This is a genomic window from Bradyrhizobium sp. USDA 4532, assembly GCF_024171315.1.
In the GTDB taxonomy this organism is placed as follows: Bacteria; Pseudomonadota; Alphaproteobacteria; order Rhizobiales; family Xanthobacteraceae; genus Bradyrhizobium; species Bradyrhizobium australafricanum.
In genome coordinates this window covers 4,551,493-4,568,952 of the sequence record NZ_JALJZN010000001.1, presented here as the reverse complement: position 1 = coordinate 4,568,952, position 17,460 = coordinate 4,551,493, and the positions used below count along the sequence as shown (strand labels likewise).

16 protein-coding genes are annotated in these 17,460 nt (G+C 65.8%); 11 read left to right on the top strand and 5 right to left on the bottom strand.

What is annotated here, in order from left to right:
• Nucleotides 1-35: 35 nt before the first annotated feature.
• Complete coding sequence (locus J2R76_RS20835; RefSeq protein WP_253624852.1) at nt 36-833, bottom strand: N-formylglutamate amidohydrolase; 798 nt, start codon at nt 831-833, stop codon at nt 36-38.
• A 104-nt stretch (nt 834-937) separates the two neighbouring features.
• Here J2R76_RS20835 and J2R76_RS20830 point away from each other — a divergent pair, with 104 nt between their 5' ends.
• The 3 genes from J2R76_RS20830 to J2R76_RS20820 all read left to right on the top strand — a co-directional run bounded on the left by J2R76_RS20830 (nt 938) and on the right by J2R76_RS20820 (nt 3,160).
• Nucleotides 938-1,837 (top strand): transglutaminase family protein, encoded by a 900-nt coding sequence (locus J2R76_RS20830; RefSeq protein WP_253624850.1) that lies wholly within the window; start codon nt 938-940, stop codon nt 1,835-1,837.
• 2 nt (nt 1,838-1,839) lie between these two features.
• Nucleotides 1,840-2,652, top strand: a complete 813-nt coding sequence (locus tag J2R76_RS20825) for a transglutaminase family protein (RefSeq protein WP_229193082.1) — start codon at nt 1,840-1,842, stop codon at nt 2,650-2,652.
• A 109-nt stretch (nt 2,653-2,761) separates the two neighbouring features.
• A complete protein-coding gene (locus J2R76_RS20820; protein ID WP_057018063.1) occupies nt 2,762-3,160 on the top strand; it encodes a gamma-glutamylcyclotransferase in 399 nt (132 codons plus the stop codon).
• A 155-nt stretch (nt 3,161-3,315) separates the two neighbouring features.
• On the opposite strand, the gene J2R76_RS20815 is transcribed toward J2R76_RS20820, so the two are convergent.
• Complete coding sequence (locus tag J2R76_RS20815) at nt 3,316-3,870, bottom strand: chlorite dismutase family protein (protein ID WP_076827947.1); 555 nt, start codon at nt 3,868-3,870, stop codon at nt 3,316-3,318.
• 208 nt (nt 3,871-4,078) lie between these two features.
• Between J2R76_RS20815 and dnaG the strand changes: the two genes are divergently transcribed.
• Together dnaG and rpoD are read left to right on the top strand one after the other, a co-directional pair.
• On the top strand, nt 4,079-6,100 hold the full coding sequence (dnaG, locus tag J2R76_RS20810; protein ID WP_253624848.1) for a DNA primase: 2,022 nt from the start codon (nt 4,079-4,081) through the stop codon (nt 6,098-6,100).
• A 366-nt stretch (nt 6,101-6,466) separates the two neighbouring features.
• Nucleotides 6,467-8,599, top strand: coding sequence for an RNA polymerase sigma factor RpoD (rpoD, locus tag J2R76_RS20805; RefSeq protein ID WP_225159702.1), 2,133 nt, complete (start codon nt 6,467-6,469; stop codon nt 8,597-8,599).
• A 159-nt stretch (nt 8,600-8,758) separates the two neighbouring features.
• On the opposite strand, the gene J2R76_RS20800 is transcribed toward rpoD, so the two are convergent.
• A complete protein-coding gene (locus J2R76_RS20800; RefSeq protein ID WP_026192271.1) occupies nt 8,759-8,995 on the bottom strand; it encodes a hypothetical protein in 237 nt (78 codons plus the stop codon).
• Nucleotides 8,996-9,165: 170 nt separating this feature from the next.
• On the bottom strand, nt 9,166-11,982 hold the full coding sequence (locus J2R76_RS20795) for a CHAT domain-containing protein (RefSeq protein WP_253624846.1): 2,817 nt from the start codon (nt 11,980-11,982) through the stop codon (nt 9,166-9,168).
• A 514-nt stretch (nt 11,983-12,496) separates the two neighbouring features.
• Here J2R76_RS20795 and J2R76_RS20790 point away from each other — a divergent pair.
• The 4 genes from J2R76_RS20790 (at nt 12,497) to J2R76_RS20775 (ending at nt 14,986) form a co-directional block, all read left to right on the top strand.
• Nucleotides 12,497-12,907, top strand: a complete 411-nt coding sequence (locus tag J2R76_RS20790; RefSeq protein ID WP_076827941.1) for an ester cyclase — start codon at nt 12,497-12,499, stop codon at nt 12,905-12,907.
• Between the two features lie 168 nt (nt 12,908-13,075).
• Nucleotides 13,076-13,882, top strand: coding sequence for a lytic transglycosylase domain-containing protein (locus J2R76_RS20785; protein ID WP_253624844.1), 807 nt, complete (start codon nt 13,076-13,078; stop codon nt 13,880-13,882).
• Nucleotides 13,883-13,895: 13 nt separating this feature from the next.
• Nucleotides 13,896-14,114, top strand: a complete 219-nt coding sequence (locus J2R76_RS20780) for a hypothetical protein (RefSeq protein WP_158074192.1) — start codon at nt 13,896-13,898, stop codon at nt 14,112-14,114.
• Nucleotides 14,115-14,137: 23 nt separating this feature from the next.
• On the top strand, nt 14,138-14,986 hold the full coding sequence (locus J2R76_RS20775; protein ID WP_076827937.1) for an FRG domain-containing protein: 849 nt from the start codon (nt 14,138-14,140) through the stop codon (nt 14,984-14,986).
• 226 nt (nt 14,987-15,212) lie between these two features.
• On the opposite strand, the gene J2R76_RS20770 is transcribed toward J2R76_RS20775, so the two are convergent.
• Nucleotides 15,213-16,082 (bottom strand): SDR family oxidoreductase, encoded by an 870-nt coding sequence (locus tag J2R76_RS20770; protein WP_057018056.1) that lies wholly within the window; start codon nt 16,080-16,082, stop codon nt 15,213-15,215.
• Nucleotides 16,083-16,242: 160 nt separating this feature from the next.
• Between J2R76_RS20770 and J2R76_RS20765 the strand changes: the two genes are divergently transcribed.
• Together J2R76_RS20765 and J2R76_RS20760 are read left to right on the top strand one after the other, a co-directional pair.
• The gene (locus tag J2R76_RS20765; protein ID WP_057018055.1) at nt 16,243-16,647 is read left to right on the top strand and encodes a response regulator; all 405 of its coding nucleotides are present in this window, start codon (nt 16,243-16,245) and stop codon (nt 16,645-16,647) included.
• Between the two features lie 114 nt (nt 16,648-16,761).
• A complete protein-coding gene (locus tag J2R76_RS20760; RefSeq protein ID WP_038386831.1) occupies nt 16,762-17,373 on the top strand; it encodes a LysE family translocator in 612 nt (203 codons plus the stop codon).
• Nucleotides 17,374-17,460: the final 87 nt, after the last annotated feature.

Below are 17,460 nucleotides of genomic sequence, written 5' to 3'. Positions count from 1 at the left end.
GGGCTAGAGGCCACGCCCTGGCTGACCGCTAGTCGCTAGATCAGCGCTTCCGTGCGCAGCGTCGCCTCGATCTCGCCGAGGATGCGCGCCAGCCGTTCGGCCCACGCCGTCTCGCCGGCTTGGTCGGAGATCAGGTCCTGGCGGATCTCGATGCCCGAGTTCATCAGGCCGCGCGCCTCGCCATGCACGGGGATCGTGTAGTCGGTCTCGTCGCTGACCGCATAGGGCTCGTTGTCGCCGACCACGAGATCGCCCTCGGCGCGCAGATGCTTCAGCAGTAGCGGCGGCAGTACCGTGTCGCGGTGGTAGAGCGTGCCGATGTGCCAGGGTCGCGCGATGCCGGCGTAGATCGGCGTGAAGCTGTGCAGCGACACCAGCATCGTCGGCAGGCCCCGACGCGCGCGCGCGTCGATGATCTCGTCGATGCGTTTGTGATAGGGATCGAAGATCTGCGCGCGGCGCATCTCGGCGGCCTCGCGCGACAGGCCTTCATTGCCCGGTACCGTGGTGGCCTCGCTGATCAGCGGGATCGAGCTTGCGACATGCGGCGGACGGTTGCAGTCGATCACGAGCCGCGAATAGCGCTGCGCGATCAAATGCGCGCCGAGCCGCTCCGAGAGCCGGGCTGCGACGCCGGCGATGCCGATGTCCCAGGCGATGTGCCGCACCAGCTCGTCTTCGGGCAGGCCGAGGTCGCCGAGCGGAGAGGGAATCAGCCTGCCGTAATGGTCGCAGGTGAACAGGAACGGCGAGCGGCCGCCGGCATTGTGTTCAAGAACCGGTGAAGCGTCGGTGCTCGCGAGCAGGAACGATGGACCGCCTCCGTAATTCAAGGGCTTTTTTCCTCAACTTTGCCTATTCAGGCGGCATGCTGATCTGGAATCGGGCAGCTTTCTCTATAGATTATGCAGCCCGAAATCACGATGATTGTTTGAAGATGCCGCTGCTGACTATTCACCACAAGACCGTTTATCGCTACGCGCGCCCGGTGGCGTTCGGCGAGCACCGCATCATGCTGCGCCCCCGTGACGGCCATGATCTGCGCGTGCTCGACAGCGCACTTGTGATCGATCCACAGCCGATGTCGCTGCGCTGGATCCACGACGTGTTCGGCAACAGCATGGCGATCGCCGCCTTCGACGAGCGCGCCGACATGCTGTCCTTCGTCTCGACCGCGACGGTGGAGCACAATCCGGCCGATACGTTCGCGCTGACGCCGGACGATCCCGCCTATTTCTATCCGTTCCTCTACGACGATGAGGAATTCCCCGACCTGCAGCAGTTCATTACGCCGCAATATGGCGACCCGAATAGCGAGCTGTCGGCCTGGGCGCGGCGCTTCCTCGATGTCGAGGCGCCGACGCCGACTTTCAAGATCCTCAGCGGCATGACCCACGGCATCCGCGAGGCGTTCAGCTATCGCAAGCGCTATGAGCAGGGCACCCAACATCCGCTCGACACGCTGCGCACGCAGTCCGGCACCTGCCGCGACTATGCGCTGTTCATGATCGAGGCGCTGCGCCGGCTCGGCGTCGCCGCGCGCTTCGTCTCCGGCTATCTCGCCATGCCGCCCGGCAGCGCGCACGGCTATGTCGGCGGCGGCTCGACCCATGCCTGGGTGCAAGTCTATCTGCCGAGCGCGGGCTGGATCGAGTTCGATCCGACCAACGGCATCGTTGGCACGCGCGATCTGATCCGCGTCGCGGTGGCGCGCGACCCGCGCCAGGCGATCCCGCTGCACGGCGTCTATCTCGGCGCGGCGGACGCCTTTCTCGGCATGGATGTCGACATCAAGGTGGTCTCGGTCGGCGAGAACGCGGAGCAGGAGACGGCCTGACGATGCAGATCAAGGTCGGCTTCGAGATCACCTACACGGCGGCGCAGCCGACCCCGATGGTGATCATGCTGTCGATCCATCCGTCGCGCTACGCCGACATCGTCGGCACCGAGCGCCTTTCGACCGAACCGGACGTGCCGATCGGCCTCTATCGCGACGGCTTTGGCAATGTCTGCGGGCGGCTCGTTGCCCCCAGCGGTGGCGTCACCTTCCGCGGCAGCGCGCTGGTGCGCGATTCCGGACTGCCTGACATCGTCAATCCGGCTGGACAGCAGCTGCCGGTCGAGCAATTGCCGGACGACATGCTGCTCTATCTGATGCCGAGCCGCTATTGCGAGACCGACAAGCTGACCGATGTCGCCTGGTCGCTGTTCGGCAACACACCGCAGGGCTGGGCGCGGGTGCAGGCGATCACCGATTTCGTGCACCACCACGTGACGTTCGGCTATCAGCACGCCCATCACATGAAGTCGGCGCACGACGTCTATGAAAGCCGCGCCGGCGTCTGCCGCGACTTCGCGCATCTGGCGCTCACCTTCTGCCGCTGCATGGGCATTCCGGCACGCTACTGCACCGGCTATCTCGGCGACATCGGCGTGCCGCCGGACCCGGCGCCGATGGATTTCTCCGGCTGGTTCGAGGTCTATCTGTCGGGCCAGTGGTACACCTTCGATGCCCGCCACAACACGCCGCGGATCGGCCGCATCCTGATGGCGACCGGCCGCGACGCCGCCGACGTCGCCCTCACCACGAGCTTCGGCCGCATGACGCTGACGAAGTTCGTCGTGGTGACGGACGAGGTGGCGGCGGCCTAGCGTCCCCCGGGATTTTCTGTCATTCCGGGACGGTGCGTTAGCACCAGACCCGGAATCTCGAGATTCCGGGTCTGGTCCTTCGGACCATCCCGGAATGACAACTGAACCTATGACCTCCGATATTCTTTTCGTCTACGGCACGCTGATGCGCGGCTTTGACCATCCGATGGCGAAGCTGCTCGCGGGCAATGCCGAATTCCTCGGGCCGGCGCAGTGCCGCGGCCGGCTCTATCTGGTGAAGCATTATCCGGGCCTCGTGGTGTCGGACGATCCGGCCGACATCGTGCATGGTGAGCTGTTCCGCTTGCGGGAGCGTGAGGCCATGCTGCGTGAATTCGACATGTACGAAGCCTGCGGCGAAGGCTTTCCGCCGCCGACCGAATATGTCCGCGAGATGCTTGCCGTCACGCTCGCCGACGGCAGCGTGAGCGAGGCGTGGACCTATCTCTACAACTGGCCGGTCACCGAGCTGCCGCGGATCGCGTCAGGAAAATTCCTCGAGCATTAGCGCTCGGACGTACCGCATGTTTCGTCATGCCCGGGCTTGACCCGGGCATCCATCTCACTTCGCAATAGTCATTCTTTTGATGGATTGCCGGGTCACAGGCGAGCGGAAGCGACGCCGTCATTCTGACGGCTGTGCCGGCCACCACGAAAGAGAAGTCAATCCTCCCGCACCACGCGGATGTCGACCTCGCGCTCGACATAGCTCCATTCCTCGGTCGCGCGCAGCATGCCGACCAGTTCGTCGAACAAGGTGACGTGGTCGGGGGCGAATTCGAACCAGGTCAGGAAGTCGAAGGGCATGCCGAGGTCGCGCGAATGAAACAGCTGGCGGGCGATTGCGGGGAGGAATTTCAGGGTGCCTTCGATGTGGTGCGACTTGTCCTCGAAGATCTTGCGGCGCTCCTCCTGCGTGAGCTCCCACCACGCCGCGGATTTCCGGATCGGGATCAGCGCCGCGTGCGTTGCCTCGCTGCGGCCGAGCCCGGCCTGCACGGCCAAGAGCTTCTCGCGCTCCTCCTTCTCGGTGTAGCGCAGATGGCTGGCGACGCCGGCGAGCCGCCAGGAGGTCTGCGCCGGCAGCAGCGGCAGCGCGATCGATTCGCTCGCAACGATCGACAACGCCGCGACCTTCGGCAGCGTCTCGCCCTTCACCCGCGTGATGGACGTGACCTGCCAGCCGCCGCTCTGTCCGCCTCTGAATGTCGTGAACATGGCCTATCCAATCCCGGAAGGGGGGAGGGGGCAAGCTTGCCGCACAGGCTCTCCACCGTGGATTTGGGGGTAACCCGCTCGACGGAGGCGACGGGCCAGACCTGTGAATAGCCCGGAAAAGCCCCACATTGTTCGGCATGGCGGGCCGTGCCGCTATATGGCTAACCGGTTGTCCGCGATTCGCCGCCCGAGCCCAAAATCCTGACTGATGCGTTTCACGCCCGAATTCCTCGATGAGCTGCGCGCCCGGCTTCCGGTCTCGGAAGTCGTGGGCAGGCGCGTCAAGCTCAAGAAGGCCGGCCGGGAGTGGAAGGGGCTGTCGCCGTTCCAGCAGGAAAAGACGCCGTCGTTCTTCGTCAACGACCAGAAGCAGGCCTGGTTCGACTTCTCGTCCGGGCTGAATGGCAACATCTTCGACTTCCTGATGAAGACCGAGGGCGTGACTTTCCCCGAGGCGGTGGAACGTCTCGCCGCGATGGCGGGTGTCCCGCTGCCGGCGGTGACGCCCGATGCCGCGCGACACGAGCAGCACCGCCGCACCCTGCACGACGTGATGGAACTGGCGACCAAGTTCTTCGCCGACACGCTGGCTTCGCGGGGCGGCGCCAAGGCGCGCGGCTATCTTGCCGACCGCGCCATCTCGCCGGCGACCCAGCTCCAGTTCCGGATGGGCTATGCGCCGCCGGATCGCTTCGCGCTGAAGGAGCATCTCGGCGCACTAGGTATCTCCACCGACGACATGGTAGAGGCCGGGCTTCTGGTGTCCGGCGAGGACAAGCCGGTGCCGTTCGATCGCTTCCGCGACCGCGTCATGTTCCCGATCACGGATGCCCGCGGCCGCGTCATCGCATTCGGCGGGCGTGCGCTGGAGAAGGACGTTCCGGCAAAGTACCTGAACTCGCCGGAAACCACGCTGTTTCACAAGGGCGACAATCTCTACAATCTGTTCACCGCGCGGCAGGCCGCGCATGACGGCGCACAGCTGATCGTCGTCGAGGGCTATGTCGACGTCATTGCCATGGTCACGTCGGGCTTTCCCGGCGCCGTCGCGCCGCTCGGCACCGCGCTGACCGAGAACCAGCTCGGCCTGCTCTGGAAGATGGTCGACGAGCCGATCCTCTGCTTCGACGGCGACCGCGCCGGCCAGAAGGCGGCTTATCGTGCTGCCGACCTTGCATTGCCGCAGCTCAAGCCGGGCAAGAGCCTGCGGATTGCGCTGCTGCCGGAAGGGCAGGACCCCGACGATCTCGCCCGCTCCGGCGGCCGCGGCGCGATCGAGGACGTGATCTCGGCCGCGCGTCCGCTCGCCGAAATGATCTGGTCGCGCGAGATCGAGGGCGGCAATTTCGATACGCCCGAGCGCCGCGCCGCGCTGGAGGCGCGGATCGGCGAGCTCACCAATGGCATCCGCGACGAGGTGGTGCGCCGCTATTACCGGCAGGACCTGCAGGAGCGGCTGCAGCGCAATTTTGCGCCCGAGGGCGGCCGCGGCGGTTATGGCCGCGGCGGCTACGGAAGGGGCAATTTCGGCGGCGGCCGCGGCGGCGAATCACCCCGCCAGTTTGTCCCCCGGGGACCTGCCCAAAACGGCCGACAGGGAGGCCCGCAGGGCGGCCGGTTCGGTGTCACCCCCGGGATTTCACGGGGTCCCTATCAGGCCGCCAGCCCCCAATTGGCCAACAGCCCGATCATGCGCGGCCAGCGCAGCGCGGTCTCCCGCCGCGAGGCCCTGATCCTGCAATCGCTGATCAACCACCCCTGGCTGCTGCACGACCATCTCGAGGAGGTGGCGGCGCTGGAGCTCGCCCATCCCGAGGCCCACAAGCTCAGGGCCGCCATCATCGCCGCCTTTGCCCACGACCATCACCATTCCCCTGACGCCGAGGAGCAGGCCGAGAAGATGCGGGCCGACCTCGAAGCGGACGGATTATCCCCGATTCTTCAAAGGGTTGAGCGGGCGATCACAACCCAGGCGGTGTGGGGCGCGCAGGTCGGCGCGGCGCGCGAGGATGTTTTATCAACCTGGCGTCAACTCGTTGCCTTGCATCAGAAAACCCACGCCTTACTTAGGGAAAGAAAAGATGCGGAAGCGGCTTTGGCTGAAGACTCCAGCGAGGCCAATCTGGCATGGTTGCAGGATATCCAGGCCCGGATGGCAGAAGCCGACGGGACCGAAGCCCTGATTGAAGGGTTCGGCGAATTATCGGGCCGGTTCCAGCGTAATGTCTGATAACAAAAATGCTGCGGACGGCGCTGGCCGCACCCGCGAAAAGACTCGCCAAATCCATGGTTTGGCTGCAAAAACAGGGTTAAGCGAAACTTAATAGCTACCGTAGCATTTTCAGGCGAAGTGGTTCCGGGTTCGCCGTCAGAAAATGCGTCAGATCTAGATCTGTCGCGTCTTCCGATCGTAAAACCGGTGTCCACTTTTACGGAAGACGCAACGGGCTATTGCAGATTGGAAACCGTCGAGACGGATGACAGGGGTGGCGAGATATTGCGCCGCCCTTTGTGCGTCGAGAGAGTAAATCTAGATTTCGTGCGGATGCGCGTGCGTGGCGCCATTTTGCATGACCGCGTTTCGGGAGCTTAGTGAATGGCCACCAAGGCAAAGACGCTGCAGGTTAAGGACAAGGAAAAGGACGACAAGGCAGCGGATGCTCCTGAGAAGGATGCCGCTGACGCGCCGTCGCCGTTGCTCGACCTGTCGGATGCCGCGGTGAAGAAGATGATCAAGCAGGCCAAGAAGCGCGGCTTCGTGACCTTCGATCAGCTCAACGAAGTGCTGCCCTCCGATACGACCTCGCCCGAACAGATCGAAGACATCATGTCGATGCTGTCCGACATGGGCATCAACGTCACCGAGGCCGACGATAGCGAGGGCGAGGACGAGAAGGACGACGGCGACGACGAGACCGATAACGAACTCGTCGAGGTCACGCAGAAGGCCGTCACCGAGGTCAAGAAGTCGGAGCCCGGCGAGCGCACCGACGATCCCGTGCGCATGTATCTGCGCGAGATGGGCACCGTCGAGCTGCTCTCCCGCGAAGGCGAAATCGCGATTGCAAAACGCATCGAGGCCGGCCGCGAGGCGATGATCGCGGGCCTCTGCGAAAGCCCGCTGACCTTCCAGGCCATCATCATCTGGCGCGATGAGCTCAACGAAGGGAAGATCTTCCTCCGCGACATCATCGATCTCGAAGCCACCTATGCCGGCCCCGAGTCCAAGGGCGGCATCAATCCGAACCTGATCGGCAGCAACGGCGCCGAGGGTGCCGCCGCTGAGGGCAATGGCGGCGACGCGCAGGCCGGTGCGCCGGCCCATGTCGCGCCGCCGGCAGCGCCGCCGTCGCCGACCCCGTTCCGCGCCGCGCCCGCCGGTGGCGAAGCCGCCACCGAGGAGAAGGATCCCGCCGAGGCCGCCGCCGAAGGCGACATGGACGACGACGAGTTCGAGAACCAGATGTCGCTCGCCGCCATCGAGGCCGAGCTGAAGCCGAAGGTGGTCGAGACCTTCGACAAGATCGCGTCCGAGTACAAGAAGCTGCGCCGCCTGCAGGAGCAGGACATCGCCAACCAGCTGCAGAGCGAGTCGCTGTCGCCCTCGCAGGAGCGCAAGTACAAGAAGCTGAAGGACGAGATCATCGTCGAGGTGAAGTCGCTGCGCCTCAACCAGGCCCGCATCGATTCGCTGGTCGAGCAGCTCTACGACATCAACAAGAAGCTGGTCTCGTTCGAGGGCCGCCTGCTGCGCCTCGGCGACAGCCACGGCGTCGCGCGCGAGGACTTCCTGCGCAACTACCAGGGCTCCGAGCTCGACCCCCGCTGGCTCAACCGCGTCTCCAAGCTGTCGGCCAAGGGCTGGAAGAACTTCGTCCATCACGAGAAGGACCGCATCAAGGACCTGCGTCACGAGATCCAGTCGCTTGCGGCGCTCACCGGGCTCGAGATCGGCGAATTCCGCAAGATCGTGCACGGCGTGCAGAAGGGCGAGCGCGAGGCCCGTCAGGCCAAGAAGGAGATGGTGGAAGCCAACCTCCGTCTCGTGATCTCGATCGCCAAGAAGTACACCAACCGCGGCCTGCAGTTCCTCGACCTGATCCAGGAAGGCAATATCGGCCTGATGAAGGCGGTCGATAAGTTCGAATATCGCCGCGGCTACAAGTTCTCAACCTACGCCACCTGGTGGATCCGGCAGGCGATCACCCGTTCGATCGCCGACCAGGCCCGCACCATCCGCATCCCCGTGCACATGATCGAGACGATCAACAAGATCGTCCGCACCTCGCGCCAGATGCTGAACGAGATCGGCCGCGAGCCGACCCCGGAAGAGCTCGCCGAGAAGCTCGGCATGCCGCTCGAGAAGGTGCGCAAGGTCCTCAAGATCGCCAAGGAGCCGCTGTCGCTCGAAACGCCTGTGGGCGATGAAGAGGATTCGCATCTCGGCGATTTCATCGAGGACAAGAACGCGATCCTGCCGATCGACGCTGCGATCCAGTCCAACCTGCGCGAGACCACGACGCGCGTGCTGGCCTCGCTCACCCCGCGCGAGGAGCGCGTGCTGCGCATGCGCTTCGGCATCGGCATGAACACCGACCACACGCTGGAAGAAGTCGGCCAGCAGTTCTCGGTCACCCGCGAACGCATCCGCCAGATCGAAGCCAAGGCGCTGCGCAAGCTGAAGCACCCGTCGCGGTCGCGGAAGCTGCGGAGCTTCCTGGACAACTAATATTTCCGATTGTCGTTGCCGGACTCGACCCGGCAATCCATCGAGACAACAACGGCGGGCCTGGGCCCGCCGTTTTCATTTTGATCCGTCTCCGACGTCATTGCGAGGAGATTGCTTCGCTGCGCTCGCAATGACGTGGATAGAGTTGTGTGGACGCCGCTACTTCTTCTTCGCACCGACGCGCTCGATGGACTTGATCTCGAGCGGCGGGCGGCCGCCCTTTTCGGCGATCTCGCGGTCCTGCTCGCGCAGGAAGGCACGCACCGGCTCGTCGCCGTCGAGCCCGCCAATGAGCTCCGACGGCACGCGGCGGTTGGAGCGCTGCGAGCCGTCTTCATAGAAGACGTTGAAGAAGGCGAATTCGCCTTTGGGATTGGTCCCGGGTTTTTTCGGCATGCGCGGCTTGTCCTCGATCGGGGCGCCGCTGTCAAAGCAAATCGCCTGCGTCCGCGCGCCGGTCTGCCCTGCGCGATGGGGTTGCGTGCGGCCCTTGCGCAACGTCGGGCGCAGTTCGGCCCGGCATGCGCTCGCGGTGCCCGTCCGATCACATCAACGACATATACGGCTCAGCCCTCGAACAGCACGAACGCCGCCCACACGCTGGCGTCGCCCGCGCCCGCGACCTTGTCGTCGCGCGCATCGCGCCTCGTCTGGCGCAGCGCATCGGAATAGGTCAGGCCCTCCGCGAGGTGCTCGTAGAACCGCACAGTGAAGTTCGCGGTGCCCTGGTCGGCGACCGGCCACAGCGTCAGCAGCGCGCGCCGCGCGCCGGCGATGCCGAGCGCGGTCGGCAGGCCGCGCAGGCCGCTGACGAAGCTCTCGTCGCCGCGGCCGGTCTCGCAGGCCGACAGCACCAGCAAGTCGAGACCGGACAGGTCCCAGTCCATCAATTCGAAGCCATAGAGATAGCCGTCGTTCTCGTCGCGCAGCGGAAATCGGCTGTCGCCGGCGCCCGACAGCACGATGCCGCTCTGCCAGAGCGTATCGAGGCCGGAGGCCGTGCTGTCGCGATAGAAGCCGTGCGTCGCCAGATGCGCGATGCGCGCCTTGCCGATCGCCGCGCGCAGCGTGCCTTCGCTGACGCCGCGCCCGGTCAGCATCTCGACCGGCGCGCCGCGCGCGCGGGCGAGTTTGGCGATCGCCTCGATCTCGGTCCGGGTCGCGGGCAGCGGCATCGGCCCCGGCTCGCCGTATTCGATGCCGCCGGCGAGCAGCATCGTGCCCCGCTGATCGAGCGTCTCGCGCGCATGGATCGCGATCAGCGCATCGGGGCTGGTCAGCATCCGGATCGTGAACTTGTCCTCCAGCAGGCCGCCGCCACTGCCAGGCAGCAGCGCGAACGGCACGGCGAACAGGAAGCCGTCAGGCACGACATAGAGCGTGGTCTTGTCCTTCAGCAGCGGCTCCAGCGGCGCGAACAGCCGCGCCCGGAGGTTCTGGAAGCGGCCCTTGACGTCGGGCGCGTGCGTGTCGGGATCCGGCGCAGCGGCCCGCGTCGCGCGCAGCCGCGCGATCTCGGTGCGCACGCCGGTGTCGACCATCCGGCCGGGATCGCCGAGATCGACCACGCGCGGCTCGCTCGTTGCGGTCTCGACGATGGCGTAGAGCACGGTCGCCGCCAACGGGTCTTTCGCCTGGCGATCCGCCTTCCATTGCCGGGTGATGAAATAGTTGACGACGGCTTCCCGCGCCGCGAGCAGCTGTGACGGGCGGATCGGGTCTTGCGGCAGCTTCATGCCGATCGCATCGAGCCGCTTCTGCAGCGCCTTCTCGGCGGCGTCCTGCCGCCCCCACACCGACCTCGCCCAGTCGTCGATATTGCCCGACGAGAACAGCTCCTGCTTCTCGCCGTTGAGCCGGAGCGCCGTCCGCAGCAGCGTCGCGGTCTCCTCGTCCTTGCCGGCGACCTCTGTCTCGAGCTGGCGCAGCGCCGTGGCGTCGGCGCCGCCGAGCGTCTTCCAGTGCAGCACGGCGGCGGCAAAGGCCGGCTGCGCCACGGCGGAGCCGGCGCCGGTGGCGAAGCGGCCGAACGCGAACAAGAGATGGTCGGCATGGGCGCGGATCGCTTCGGCGACGGCGCGATCACCCGATGTGCCGACCTCGCGCCTCATCCAGTCGAACATCTCGCGGTCAAGCGCGGCGAAGGCCTGCACCGCGCGGCTCGGATCATCGGCGATCAGCGCGGTCGCGATGCCGAGCTTGATCTCGAAGCTGATCGGATGCTGCGCGGTGAAGGCGCGGGTCGAGATCGCCAGCGCGGTCTCGCGCAGCCGCATCCCCTTGTCCCGCTCGCGGCGCTGCGCGCGTTGGCCGGCAGCCAGCACCGCGGATTTGATGCGCAGGAAATCCGCATAATTCGCCTCATTGGCGACGATCGCCTCCAGCCGCCCCAGATCGGCCGGCGCGATCGCGGCATCGCCGGCGGCGAGCATGTCGGTGTAGAACAGCCAGGCGTCGGCCTGTCCGGCAAAGCTCGGATCCTTCGGCGCCATCGCGGCCGCGATCGCTCGGTGGCGGCGGAAGTAGCGGCGGGCGTCGTCGAAGCGGCCGAGATTGAGGAAATCCTGGCCGGCGTTGTTGACCGTCACCAGCGTGTTGAGATGGTTCTCGCCATAATGTCGGGCGCGCTTCTCGATCGCGAACAGATCGAGCTCGAGCGCCTTCGCCGGCGCGCCGATCTCGCGCAGCATGTCGGCATAATTGTTGGCGAGCTTCCAGGTGGTGCGATGGTCGGGCCCCAGCGCCTTCTCCGCACGCTCGAAATTGTGCCGGCCCAAATTGGTCGCCGACGCCGCCGAGCCGTTGGCGGACAGCGCGACCGCGAGCTTGTCGCTCGCGATCAGCGATTCCTCGGAGCCTTCGCCCCAATAGGCGTTGAACGCCGCGATCGCCTTCATGTAGAGCGGAACGGCTTCGGCGATCCTGGCGTGGTCGGACAGCAGGATCGCGTACATCAGCAGCACGTCGGCATTGCCGGGCGGCCGTTGCGCCGCCGCCTTGCTCTGGAACGCGCGCACGAACAGTTTTTCGGCGAGATCGTCGCGCTTGACCGCGCGCAGCGTCGTGGTCGCGTCGAAATACTGCTCCATGACGAATTGGGCGTCGTCGAGCTTGTCGGCGGCATCCAGTGCTGCAAGCAGCTGTGCATAGCCCGCGTCGAACTTGCCGCCGCGCGTCAGCGCGATGGCGTTCTTCATTTGCGCGGCGATCGCCTGCGTGCTGCCGGCGCCTTGCGCCGGCGCGCGCTTGGCGGCGGCGTTCTGCGCGGCGGCGGTGCCGATCGCTGTGCTCAAAACAGCGCCGAGCGCGAGCACGACACCGATCGATGCGGCAGCCCTGCGCGCGCGTGCGAAACCCAAGGGGAAGCCCAAGGCGATCGTCATCGGCAGCATCCTCATCCCCAAACGCGTCATCGGATGGCGTCCCCGAATGACGGCGGCGTTGCAGCCGGCGTGCCTGGCTTTAGCGGCGCGGCTTTGCATGAACAAGACAGCGCGGCCGGCCGCCTGCCGGCGGAAGCAGCTTGTCCGGCCTGTGCTTCTTGGTCGCGGCCGGCGGCTTCGGCGTTCATGCGTCGCATCCTCAAATGCTGCCGTGCGGTGCGTCGCTCGCCCGGGCACCGCCGCTTGCATGCCACCGGCAGTCAAGCCAACGGACGATGTTACCGCCGGCCCGCCGTTCGCGCAGAGGCGAGGGCAGAGGTGAGGGAATGGCTGGCGGTGGAGCCTCGCGCGCCAGCGCACTTTTCCGGCAGCGGTCTTTCGTATCGTCGCGCAAACGAACGACGGCCGAAAGCCGAGCTTTTTCTGACCATCGTCACTTGCGTCATGCCGTCCGATTCGCGTATGAGGCGCATCCTTCTATTTCTACAACCTCTCCTTCGAGAATCGATCGCCGATGTCCAACGCCACAATCGACGCCAACAAGGCGCTCGTGCTCGCGCATTACGACGCCGTGACCAACCGCCACGATCCCGAGGCGATCCGGGCGCAGCTGGCGCCCGACTTCTTCGACCATGCGGTGGGCAAGCGGCTGAGCGCCGAGGACGTGATCGCGCATTCGGCCGCGATGCACGAGACCTTCGCCGACCTGTCGGCGGTGGCGGAATGCCTGGTGGCCGAGCGCGACATCGTCGCCGGCCGCTTCGTCTGGCGTGGCCGGCACCGCAGCCCGTGGCGCGGCATTCAGCCAACCGGCCGCCACGTCGAATTCCGCGGCATGACGTTCTGGCGGATTCAGGACGGCAGGATTTCCGAGCGCTGGGCGGAGATCGATTTTGTGGACCTGGAGCGCCAGCTCAGGGATTGAGCTTCGGCTACGTGCCGATCGGTTGATGGATGCGCCGTGGTCATTCACCGTGCGAACATGGATAGAGGCGCGTAGCTGCCCGTCGAGGATGGAGTGTCGTGCCGACGCTTTGACTGCCTCGTTTGCTCCATGGCATGATCGGCCAATCGAAGCAGGGGGATTTTTTGCATGTTCAGGTGTCGTTTGGCGGTTGTGTTCGGCGCCTTGCTGCTTGCCACCCCCTCCTATGCCGCGCGCTGCGGTGGCAGTTTTCCGACCTTCGTCCAGTCGTTCTCGCAGGAGGCGGCGAGCGCCGGCATCCAGCAGGACGTGATCTCCGCGGCGCTCGGCGGCGTGCAGCAGGATGGCGGGGTGCTCGCCTTCGACCGCCGGCAGCGCTACACCTTCAACAAGACCTTCGAGCAGTATGTCGCAACCCGGGTCGGGCCCGGGCGCATCAATGGCGGCCGCGCGATGCTGCAGCGGCACGCCGCGCTGCTTTCGAAGATCGAGCAGCAGTATGGCGTGCCGCGCCAGATCCTGGTCGCGATCTGGGGGCTCGAGACCGATTTCGGCAAGGGCGACATGGGCAAGCTGCCGGTGTTCCGCGTGCTCGCGACGCTGGCGCATGATTGCCGCCGCACCGACCTGTTCCAGGGCGAACTGCTCGCCGCGCTCAAGATCGTGCAGCGCGGCGATCTCCGTCTCAACGACATGATCGGCGCCTATGCCGGCGAGATCGGCCAGACGCAATTCCTGCCGTCGTCCTACATCAAGTACGGCGTCGATTTCGACGGCGACGGCCATGTCGACCTGCGCCACTCGGTCGCCGACGTGCTGGCCTCGACCGCGAACCTCCTGCACACCAGCGGCTTCAAGATGGGCGCGCCCTATGGCGAGGGCACCGCGAATTTCGAGGCGATGCGCGAGTGGAACAGGGCGGTGATCTATCGCAAGACCATCGGGTATTTTGCCGATCAGCTCGTGGGGCGGTGAGGGCGCGGCGGCCTTGTCCGTCATTGCGAGCGGAGCGAAGCAATCCATCTTTCGGCACATGCGGGGCGATGGACTGCTTCGTCGCTTCAGCGCAAAATTGCTTCGCAAATTTGTCGCCGAGCTCCTCGCAATGACGATCGTTTCCATCGGGCCGCATCACGCATGGAAAAATGGATTCCGGGTTCAGCCCTGCGGGCTGCCCTCAGATGCGCAATTGCGCATCGGGGAATGACGGTTGAGAATTCTGGTGTCTCCATGGAAACCATCGGCAGCCAAAAAATCTGGTCGTTCTTCGACCGCCGCGGATGCCAGGTCGCGAAGAACTCGGCGGTGCGGGAGGGGCCGGGCCATCGCGTCGGCTCCTATCTCGAGCTCGCCACCAAGATCGCCGAGCTGCAATTCCTCAACCGCGATCATGTGCTGCTGTTTCGCGGCCAGGGCGCCGACTACAGGAACATCAAGCGCAACTCGTCGCTGAAGCCGACGCTGTTTCGCGGCGGCCGCGGCAATCCCGATCAAGCGACGCTGGTCGGGCGGTTCGATGCGCTGCAACGCGCCGAGCGGATCCTGATCGCCGAATACGCCAGGGAAAAGCTGCTCGGGCTCGAGCGGTTGAAGCGGCATCGCATCCTGCGCTGGTCGATCCTGCAGCATTACGAGGTCTGCACCACGCCGCTGCTCGACGTCACCCATTCGATCCGGATTGCCGCCTCCTTTGCCTCGCTGGCGGAGACCGGCACCGCCTTCCTCTATGTGCTCGGCGTGCCGAATCTGAGCGGCGCGATCACCGCGAGCGCCGAGGCCGGCCTGCAGATCGTGCGCCTCGCCAGCGTCTGCCCGCCGTCGGCGGTGCGGCCGCACATCCAGGAGGGCTATCTGCTCGGCGAGTATCCGGAGATGTCCGGCACCGAGCAGAAGGAAAACTACTTTCCCTACGAGATGGATTTCGGCCGGCGGCTGGTCGCCAAATTCTCGTTCGCGCCGGCGTCGTTCTGGAAGAATGATAATTTTCCGCAGGTGGCGAGGAGCGCGCTCTATCCCTCGGAGCGGAGCGATCCGCTGTTCCGGCTGGCGCTCGGGGTGAAGAAGCAGCTGGGCGGGTAATCTCGTGTCGCGATGACGCGCAGGCGTGACTCGCAGGCATGGTATGACCCGCGGGCCGTGCAACATCCCCGGTGTCGTCCCGGGCTTGACCCGGGACCCATAACCACAAATGTCCGTGTTGCACGACGCTGTGGCCCCCGGCGTGCCTCACCAACCCAATCCTGTGGTTATGGGTCCGGCTTTCGCCGGGACGACGGCGGTGCGCGGGTTACTCCGCGCTATCGTGCTACTGGCTCGCACTCGCGGCATCGCGCGCGATCCGCCGCGCCGCCGTCTTCTCCATCATCCGTTGCATCGTTTTCCAGTAGGTCGCCGGGCGGAAGCGTTGCAGCAGGTCCATGAAGTATGCGTCCTTGCCGATCAGGATGCGCGGCTGGTTCTTCTCGATGCCGGCGATGATGCGCTGCGCGGCCGCGGTCGGCGTGGTCCTGGCCAGTGCGTCGAAGCGCTCGATCGATTCGGCGCGGCGGGCATTGTCGGTGACGCCGGTGCCGGCGCGCGAGTTGCGCGCGATGCTGGTGGCAACGCCGCCCGGATGCACCACGGACAGACGCACCGGGCTGTTCGCCACCGCAAGCTCGTGGCGCAGGCTTTCCGAGAAGCCGCGCACCGCGAACTTGGCCGCGCAATAGGCGCTCTGGCCGGGCGGGGCGATGATGCCGAAGATCGACGAGATGTTGACGATATGCGCCTCGCGCCGCCGCGAAAGCTGCGGCAGGAAGGCGCGGGTGCCGTGCACCACGCCCCAGAAATTGATGTTGAACAGCCACTCCATCTGCGCCTGATCGAACTCGCCGAACTCGCCGAGCAGCGCGACGCCGGCATTGTTGACGACGATGTTGAGCGAGGGGTGCGCTGTAACGGCGGCCTCCGCGAACGCCGTGATCTGGTCCGGCTCGCTGACATCGAGCCGATGCACGGTGACCTTGCGCGGGCTCGCTTTCGCGATCTCCGCGGCGGCGGCCTGCAGGCCGGCCTCGTCGCGGTCGGCGATCGCCAGATCGCAGCCGCGCAGCGCCAGTTCATGCGCGAGCGCGCGGCCGATGCCGCTGGCGGCTCCGGTCACGGCAGCGGCGGATCCAGGGATCGCGGTCATGTCGGGTGAGCTCCATCTCAACGGGGGTGGTGGTTGCCAAGCGAGGAACACGGCATTTCCACGCTTTTCTCAAATTGGAACTGAACCATCCAGTGATTTTGGGCATTTAATCTATGTTACGCGCTCGAAGCGAAGCATTCAAACCAAGGGAGCCACACCCATGGGACAGTCAAAGCCCTATCGTGCGAAGGCCCTGGTGGTTGAGGACGACCCGATGCAGCGCGAGATGATCGGGCTGCTGCTGGAGGAGAGCGAGTTCGACGTCATCGCCTGCGAGAGCGCCGAGGCCGCCGAGCTGGTGCTGCAGGGCAACGGCGACAACGTCGTGCTGATGATGACCGACGTCGAATTGGCCGGAAACATGACCGGCATCGAGCTCGCTTATGCCGCGAAGAAGTACAGACCCGATCTCGACGTGATCGTCACCTCGGGCAAGCCGCTGCGGCAGCGCCTGCCCGAAGGCGCCTTGTTCTGGGCCAAGCCCTGGGCGCCGCTGGACGTGATCCGGGTCGCCGAGATGAAGGCGTCGGAGCTTTCGCATCGCGGATGGCGCAGGTCGTCGTAACGGGGTGTCGACGCTGGCGCCGGGCGGAGGCCGGCAGCCGCTTCCGCCGTCCCCGTCGCCGTGATATTGGCGGACGATGTCCCGTCCGCCTGTCCCGCCCGCCGAGGATTTGAAGTGACTTGGTCCTTTCTGCTGACGTCGCTGATCGTGGTGGCCTCGCCCGGCACCGGCGTGCTCTATACGCTGGCGGTGGCGCTGACCCGGGGAGCGCGGGCGAGCGTCGCGGCGGCGTTCGGCTGCACGCTCGGGATCGTGCCGCAGATGATCGCGGCGATGCTCGGGCTCGCCGCCATCCTGCACACCAGCGCCGTGGCGTTCGCGGCGCTGAAATGGGGCGGCGTCGTCTATCTGCTCTACATGGCTTGGCAGGCGCTGCGCGAGCGCGGCGCGCTTGCCGTCGACACCGAGATCAAGCCGCGCTCGCGCCGGCGGGTGATCGTGACCGCGATCCTGATCAACATCCTCAATCCAAAGCTGTCGATCTTCTTCCTGGCCTTCCTGCCGCAGTTCATCGCGGTCGACGAGCCACACCCGCTGGCGCGAATGGTCGAGCTCAGCGGTGTCTTCATGGCGATGACCTTTGCGGTGTTCGCGGTCTACGGGCTGTTCGCCGCCTCGGTGCGCGACCGCGTCATCACCCGGCCGAAGGTGATGGCCTGGCTGCGGCGAAGCTTTGCCGCGGGCTTTGCCCTGCTCGGCGCCAGGCTCGCCTTGGCGGAGCGCTGACGTCGCGGCCGTCACGCCCGGACGCAGGCAATAAAAAAGCAGGCGTTGCGCCTGCTGCCTTGCGCCCCGTCAGTTCGGGGCCGATCG

What these genes read in the sequence shown, in the direction of transcription:
- J2R76_RS20830 (WP_253624850.1), top strand. Translation starts at nt 938, where the DNA reads ATGCCGCTGCTGACTATTCACCACAAGACCGTTTATCGCTACGCGCGC.
- J2R76_RS20825 (WP_229193082.1), top strand. Translation starts at nt 1,840, where the DNA reads ATGCAGATCAAGGTCGGCTTCGAGATCACCTACACGGCGGCGCAGCCG.
- J2R76_RS20820 (WP_057018063.1), top strand. Translation starts at nt 2,762, where the DNA reads ATGACCTCCGATATTCTTTTCGTCTACGGCACGCTGATGCGCGGCTTT.
- J2R76_RS20815 (WP_076827947.1), bottom strand. Translation starts at nt 3,870, where the DNA reads ATGTTCACGACATTCAGAGGCGGACAGAGCGGCGGCTGGCAGGTCACG.
- dnaG (WP_253624848.1), top strand. Translation starts at nt 4,079, where the DNA reads ATGCGTTTCACGCCCGAATTCCTCGATGAGCTGCGCGCCCGGCTTCCG.
- rpoD (WP_225159702.1), top strand. Translation starts at nt 6,467, where the DNA reads ATGGCCACCAAGGCAAAGACGCTGCAGGTTAAGGACAAGGAAAAGGAC.
- J2R76_RS20800 (WP_026192271.1), bottom strand. Translation starts at nt 8,995, where the DNA reads ATGCCGAAAAAACCCGGGACCAATCCCAAAGGCGAATTCGCCTTCTTC.
- J2R76_RS20795 (WP_253624846.1), bottom strand. Translation starts at nt 11,982, where the DNA reads ATGACGATCGCCTTGGGCTTCCCCTTGGGTTTCGCACGCGCGCGCAGG.
- J2R76_RS20790 (WP_076827941.1), top strand. Translation starts at nt 12,497, where the DNA reads ATGTCCAACGCCACAATCGACGCCAACAAGGCGCTCGTGCTCGCGCAT.
- J2R76_RS20785 (WP_253624844.1), top strand. Translation starts at nt 13,076, where the DNA reads ATGTTCAGGTGTCGTTTGGCGGTTGTGTTCGGCGCCTTGCTGCTTGCC.
- J2R76_RS20775 (WP_076827937.1), top strand. Translation starts at nt 14,138, where the DNA reads ATGGAAACCATCGGCAGCCAAAAAATCTGGTCGTTCTTCGACCGCCGC.
- J2R76_RS20770 (WP_057018056.1), bottom strand. Translation starts at nt 16,082, where the DNA reads ATGACCGCGATCCCTGGATCCGCCGCTGCCGTGACCGGAGCCGCCAGC.
- J2R76_RS20765 (WP_057018055.1), top strand. Translation starts at nt 16,243, where the DNA reads ATGGGACAGTCAAAGCCCTATCGTGCGAAGGCCCTGGTGGTTGAGGAC.